5 protein-coding genes and 1 pseudogene are annotated in these 6695 nt (G+C 65.2%); 2 read left to right on the forward strand and 4 right to left on the reverse strand.

What is annotated here, in order from left to right; all coding sequences use genetic code 11:
* The first annotated feature begins 71 nt into the window (after positions 1–71).
* A complete protein-coding gene (locus PH256_RS14710) occupies positions 72–1016 on the forward strand; it encodes a putative ABC transporter permease (protein ID WP_270914765.1) in 945 nt (314 codons plus the stop codon).
* Positions 1017–1127: 111 nt separating this feature from the next.
* Positions 1128–1931, forward strand: coding sequence for a Crp/Fnr family transcriptional regulator (locus PH256_RS14715; RefSeq protein ID WP_270914766.1), 804 nt, complete (start codon positions 1128–1130; stop codon positions 1929–1931).
* A 286-nt stretch (positions 1932–2217) separates the two neighbouring features.
* On the opposite strand, the gene PH256_RS14720 is transcribed toward PH256_RS14715, so the two are convergent.
* From PH256_RS14720 to PH256_RS14735, 4 genes and pseudogenes are all read right to left on the reverse strand, one after another.
* Positions 2218–2877 (reverse strand): HdeD family acid-resistance protein, encoded by a 660-nt coding sequence (locus PH256_RS14720; protein WP_270914767.1) that lies wholly within the window; start codon positions 2875–2877, stop codon positions 2218–2220.
* Positions 2878–2957: 80 nt separating this feature from the next.
* Complete coding sequence (locus PH256_RS14725) at positions 2958–4733, reverse strand: oleate hydratase (RefSeq protein WP_270914768.1); 1776 nt, start codon at positions 4731–4733, stop codon at positions 2958–2960.
* Between the two features lie 285 nt (positions 4734–5018).
* Entirely contained in the window at positions 5019–5993 is a 975-nt protein-coding gene (bsh, locus tag PH256_RS14730) for a choloylglycine hydrolase (RefSeq protein ID WP_270914769.1), read from the reverse strand.
* 54 nt (positions 5994–6047) lie between these two features.
* Positions 6048–6695, reverse strand: a pseudogene (locus PH256_RS14735) (hypothetical protein); the annotation flags it as partial.

Here is a 6695-nt window from a genome sequence, read left to right on the forward strand (position 1 = left end):
AGGCCCCGAAAGGGTACAATGAGATCATGGACCCGGCGAGACGGCCGGGCCGCATGGAAGGATGAAGCAATATGATGTTGGGACTTTACACACTTCCCCAATGGATGCTGCTGTTTTTTAGCTATGGATTTCTGGGCTGGGTCTGGGAAAGCGGGTATGTTTCGGTGCGTCAGAAGCACTGGGTGAACCGGGGCTTTCTGCACGGGCCGGTGATCCCTATCTACGGGTTCGGCGCGGTGGCCATTCTGGCCCTGTGCGCCCCGGTGGCGGGCAGCCTGCCGATGCTGTTTTTCAGCGGCATGTTCTGGGCTACGGCGCTGGAATACGCCACCGGCTGGGCCATGGAGCGCATGTTCCACGTGCGCTACTGGGACTACAGCAAGGAAAAGTGGAACCTGAACGGGTACATCTGCCTGATGGCCTCGCTGTGCTGGGGCGTATTCTCGGTACTGCTGCTGCGGGTCATCCAGCCCCCGGTGGCGGGTGTCGTCACCGGGCTGAGCGGCCCGGCGGCGGCCATGCTGGCCGCGGCGCTGACCCTGGCCTTTGCGGCGGATGCAATCGCCTCCACCCGGGAGGCCCTGGACCTGCGGCGGCTGCTGGAGCAGCTGAGCGCAAGCCGGGAGCAGATTGCACGGCTGCAAAGGCGGCTGGAAATCGCGGGGGTCTTTTTGCAGCAGGATGCCCGGGATGCCCTGGACGGCCTGCGCAAGGAGGGCGAGCGGGCCGCCGGCGTGGTGAGCCTGCGGCTGGAGGCGGCCCGGGAACGCCGCCGCAGGATGCTCTGGCAGATGAGCCGCCAGCTGGAACAGCTGCGGCGGGAGGGCAAGCTGCACCCGGGTCTTGCCGGGCCGGACCAGAAAGCCATTCAGCGGGAGCTGTCGGCCATGCACCGGCGCACCGACGAGATGTATCGCCGGGCGGCACGGGTGCTGCAGCGCAACCCCGGCTCCACCACCAGCCTCCACCCGGAGGCCATGGAGGAGCTGCGCACCCTCACCGGCAGCGAACAGTAATTCCCTGGCACCAATACGGGAAGCGGCGGACCGGATACGGCCCGCCGCTTCGCTGAGTCAAAACACAAAAAGGGCGGTCTTGCAGGCCGCCGCACAAGGAGTATAATAAGGATGAAACAGAACAATGTAAAGCAGAAATACCGGCTGCGGTATGGCATGCCGGAGCAAAAAGGGGGAACCGGTATGGAGACCGAACAAACCATGGAACAGCGGCTGGGGGTGGAGCTGGAAACGCTGCGGCACTGCATCCTGTTCCGCAACATGACCGATGAGGAGATCCGCAGTGCGCTGGCGGCCGTGAGTGCCCGGCGGGCGAGCTATGCCCGGCGGGCGGTGATCGGGCAGGACGGCGACCCGCTGGAGGAGGTGGCACTGATTCTTTCCGGCAATCTGCACCTGACCCACGCGGACGCGGCGGGCAACAGCAACCTGATGGATGTGCTGGGCCCCGGCGACACCCTGGGCGTGCTGAACGCGGTGGGCGGCTACCGGCTGCACAGCACCATCACCGCCGCCACTGCCGCCGAGGTGCTCTTCTTCCGGGTGGACAAGCTGCTGCGGGCAAACCGGCTCACCGACCCGGGGCAGATCCGCTTTGTGCAGAACCTGACCCTGGCGGTGGCCCAGAAGGCCCAGCGGCTGACCAAAAAGCTGGAGGACAGCATCCGCCGCACCACCCGCGAGCGTCTGCAGGACTACCTGAGCGCCCAGTACCACAAGGCGGGCAGCCGCACCTTTGTGATTCCGCTGAACCGGCAGGACCTGGCGGACTTTCTGTTTGTGGACCGGAGCGCCATGTCCAACGAGCTGTGCAAGATGCGGGACGAGGGGCTGCTCAAGTTCGAGAAGAGCCGCTTTGAGCTGCTGGTGCAGATGCCCATCACCGACGACGAGCCGGACCCCAACGAGGAGTGACCCATACATATTCCAAAGCCCCCGGCTAATGCAGCCCGGGGGCTTTTTTGCGGGGATGCCGATGTCCTCTGGGGCGGGCTGCAGGGCACCCTGGGCGGCTGTTTGGGCTTTGAGTACAGGAGGGCCCCTGCCATGGGCCGGGCGCGGGCTGGCGGGTGCGGCAGGGGGCTGTGGGAGCATGGTGGAGGAAAGCGCCTGCGGCATCAGGAAAATGCAGGCAAAAAAGAACGCCTTTCCGAACTTCGGAAAGGCGTTCTTTGGTTTATGGCTCAAAGCAGGGAGGGCGTTATTCCACCGCCCGCAGGCCCCGGTGGCCGGAGCAGGATTCCGCCAGCACCGCCACGCCGCTGCCGGCCAGGAAGGCGCCCCACAGGGTGCTCAGGGCGAACCAGCCGGCCACCGGAGCGGCCATCACCAGCAGGCCCACCAGCAGGTTCACGATGCCGCTGGCCAGCACCCAGCCCGCGCCGGGGCTTTTGGTGCGCCGGAGGGTGGTGTACTGGAACAGCTGCCCTACACCGGCCAGCAGGCCGAAGAAGGCGGCCACCGAGGCCAGCGATGCGATCATGCTCACCATCCCGAGGGGGGTGGTGAGGGCCATCCAGAGGGTGAAGAAGCTGAGCAGCGTCATGGCGATGCCGTTGGCCAGGGTCCAGCCGCTGCGCCTGTCCCAGGGAAGGCGGGCGAAGGCGATGATCTGGGCCACGCCGTAAACGCCCAGCCCGCCGGTGAGCAGGGTGGCCAGCGAGATGCCCGCCGCCCCCGGCGCCAGAATGGAGACGAGCCCCACCCCCACCAGAGCCGCGCCCACCAGCAGGCCGCTCTTGCCGTTCACCGGCACAAAGGCCGTTTCCCCGTCGGGGATAAATTCCGCCCGGGGCGGGCCGTCGTTCAGGTAGTCCGCGCCGGTTTTGGTCCGGGTGTAGTCGTAATTGGTTTCTTTCATGGATGATTCCTCCTCAGGATGGTTCATGTCTTTTTCGAGGGCCGGGCCCGGTGTTGTGCCGGGCCCGGCCTGCCTTGGGGTCAGATCAGCTGGTAGCGGGCCAGCAGCTCCTCCAGCACGGTGCCCTGGAACTTGTCCAGCCCGGCGTGCAGGGCCAGCTTGTAGGGCAGGGGCAGCTTCATGTCGGTGAGCTTGCGGCCGTCCAGCAGGTAGTGGGTGGCGTTGAGCAGGCACCGCAGGTCGTAGGCGGAGCCGAATACCTCGGGCACCCCCCGCTCCACGTTCAGCAGGGTGTAGACCGCCTCCATGGCGGTGCGCACCGAGTATTCGGTGGTGAAGATGGTGTCGCGCCGGGTCTCGGCGAACTGGCCAAGGAAGGCGAAGTTCACGCATTCGGCGGGCACCACCTGGGGCCGGTCGCCTGCGGCACGGGGCATGAAGAAGGCGGTCACGTAGGGCATCATGCAGGGAACGGTGGAGGCGGCCTCACGGGCCAGCAGTTCGATTTCGTTCTCGGGTACGCCCAGGTGGTACAGCCACTCCATGCAGATCTCGGCGCCGGTGCATTCCGCCATGGGCTTGCCCACATAGTCGCCGGGTTCATCGGGGGAAAGACCGTAGATCCAGCCAACCAGCTGGCCCGCGGGCTGTGCCTTGAAGTGGGGCTGCCGGTTGAAGGTCCAGCTCATCAGCCAGGCGGAGTCCTTGGCGGTCACGATGCCGCCGGTCACCACCAGTCCGGAATAGGGGTCCCGGTGGCAGATCTTCTGCACATAAGAGACGATGCGGTCGTCCAGCAGGGTCACGGTGGCGGATTCCCACTTGGTGGCCTGGATGTCGGAGCAGAAGGCGTCCGGGTTGCCGAAGGCCGGGTTCTGAACCGCCAGGTTCTTCCACAGCTGCCAGCTGCTGCCCTCACCGTTCTCCACACGCAGGCGGGGGGCCTCGTCGTTGGAGCCAAGGGCCGCGCCCTCGGTGCAGGAGCCGTTGGTCACGAAGACCAGGTCGCTTTCGTCCAGCTCCCGGCTGCGGGGCTGGCCGTTCTGGACAAATTCCAGCCGGTGGGCCACCTTCTTGCCGGGCAAAAAGTGAAACAGCACGTTGGTCACCTTGATGCCGTATTCAAACTGCACGCCCTCCTTTTTCAGGTACTCCACCAGCGGCAGAATCAGCGACTCGTACTGGTTGAACCGGGTGAATTTGAGGGCGGAAAGGTCGGGCAGACCGCCGATGTGGTGCAAAAACCGGTGCAGATACAGCTTCATCTCCAGCGCCGAGTGCCATTTTTCAAAGGCGAACATGGTCTGCCAGTAGAGCCAGAAGTTGGAGGCGTAGAACTCGTCGCTGAACACCTCGTCGATGGTCTTGTTGTACAGGTCCTCGTCCTTGGCGAAGAAGAGCGCCATCAGCTCCAGTGCCGCCGCGTCGCTTAAACCGAAGCGGTTGCTGGTCTCGGCGCTCACGCCCTGGTTCAGGGTGGCCCGGTTCATGGAAAAGTTGGGGTCGTCCTTGTTGAGCCAGTAGAATTCATCCAGCACGCTGGCGTTTTCCACCTCCAGCGAGGGGATGGACCGGTACAGGTCCCACAGGCACTCGTAGTGGTCCTCCATCTCCCGGCCGCCCCGGATCACAAACCCCAGTTGGGGGTCCAGAATACCGTCGCAGGCGCCGCCGGGCAGGGGCGATTCCTCTAAAATGTGGATGCGCTCGCCGGGGATGCCGCCGTCCCGGATGAGGAAGGCCGCCGCCGAGAGGCTGGCAAGGCCGCCGCCCACCAGCCAGGCAGATTTGCCCTCGGCTTTTTTCGGGGTGCGGGGGCGGGCAAACGCTTCGTAGTTGCCGTTGCTGTAGTACATAAAAAATACCTCCTGTGCCGGGGGGCGCTGCCCTGCCCGGCGATAAAAAGAAAATGGATGGTACAAAAAGCGGGAGGACCCGGGCCTGCTTGCCCGTTTGCAGCAGCACACAGCGTTTGCAAGAAAGGGAAAACCGGCAAGGCGCATCGCCTTTGACCTGTATTCATCATACGCTGAATCCGGGCGGGAAACGGTTTGCCAAACAACGGTTTTGCGTTTGCGGCAAAAAAAGGCGGAAAAGGAAAAAATCCCCCTGACCCGAAGGTCAGGGGGAAAAGGGAAAATTCAGTTCAGGGCCTCGAAGCCGTGGCCGCCGGGCAGCGGCCAGCAGCAGAGGGTGCTTGCCTCCAGCGGGGCCCGCAGCAGGTTCACCGCGTGGATGCGGCTGTTGTCGTAGGTCTTGAAGTAGTACACGCCCCGGGCCGGGTCGGCGCAGCAGGAGTAAAGGGTCATGTCCGGCTTGCCCTCCGGGGTCATCACGCTGCCCCGCACCATGGCCACCGCGTCCAGAATGCGGAAGAACTGGTTCACCGCATCGTCACCGGCGGAGTGGATGGAGTTGCATTTCAGAAAGGCCGCCCGCACGAACCGGCTCATGGGGGAGCAGTCGCCCGGCAGGCCGATGGCGCCCATGCCCTGGCCGTAGGGAGGCAGGGGAACACCGGGAGCAAAGCGGTTTTCCGGCGGCGCGGCGGAAAGGGTCTGGTAGCCGGTCAGGTTGGCCAGCTGCACCGGGAAGGGCGGGTTGTTGGTGAGCACGCCCACCGGGTCCTCGTAAAGGCGGGAGCCCTCGGTGGTGACCTCCATCACCAGCGCGCCGGTGCCGTCGGCGATGTGCCAGTGCAGCGGGGCCAGCGGGTAGCCCGGGGCGAAGGGGATGCCCAGCAGGTCGATGCCTTCCAGCATGGCCCGGGCCTCCTTCAGAGTGCGGCAGCTGCCCAGCACCAGCGGAATCAGCTCGTAGGGAGCCACCGCGTCCGGCGCGGCCTGGTCGGCAGGGGTGTAGTAGGCGTTGCCGGGGAAGTTCAGCCCGGCCATGTTCAGCCCGGCCTCGTTCATGGCCTCGGCGTACAGGGGCACGCCCCCGGCCACGGTGGCCATGCCGATCATGGCCAGATGGTGCGGCATCGCCGGGCGGCGGTGAAAATGAAAGGCGAAGGAGCGGGGGGTGGCCACCACCTGCTGGCCGAAGGGCGTTTCCAGGTCCAGATTACGGCCGAACAGGGGATAGGGGGCGGAAAAAGCAATGCTTGTGCACATAAGAGTAGTCTCCTTGCGGCGGTGCCGCGGTCTTGGAGGAATGTTTCGTTACACCTAGTATACCACATGGAAGAGAAAAATCCGTTGTTTGAAAAACGCCGCCGCGGGTTTGGGCACGCCCGGCCAGGTGGGGTAGACCTCGCTGGAGGCCACGTTGGCGATGTAATGCCGAAAGCTCACCGTCACGTTGCGGGCGCTCTCCTTGGGCTTGCCCAGGTGTACCGTGATGGTGGTGGGCACGATGGGGGTGGCCAGCACCAGCGGAGCCGGACAGTTTTCCGCCGGGGCCACGCTGGAGGGCCCCTCGGGCCGGTAGAGGGAATGGGCCGGAATGTCGAAGGTCTCGGGCTTGGGCTGGGGCGCGCCCAGCCGCTGGGCGGGCAGCATCTCCAGCAGGATTAGGGCGGTCTGGCAGGCGAACACCTGCACCCCCTGCAGGGTTACGGTCTGGTAGCCCTCCTTCTCCGCCGTCACCTCCCACACACTGTAGGGCTGTTGGGTGTTGGCTTCGTCCAGGCTGAGCGCCTTATCCGGCGCGGGCAGTGTGATCACCGGCGCGGTGCCGGTGGTATCGGTGGTCACGGTCACAGGCGCATGGCCCTCGCCGCGCACCGTCACGGTCACGCCCGGCACCGGGGCGCTCTGGCGGGCGGCGTAGCTCTGCACCAAAAGGCAGCCGTTCATCATGAGGCAAAACTCCTT

It is taken from the genome of Allofournierella sp. CML151 (assembly GCF_027853465.1).
Classification (GTDB): Bacteria; Bacillota; Clostridia; order Oscillospirales; family Ruminococcaceae; genus Allofournierella.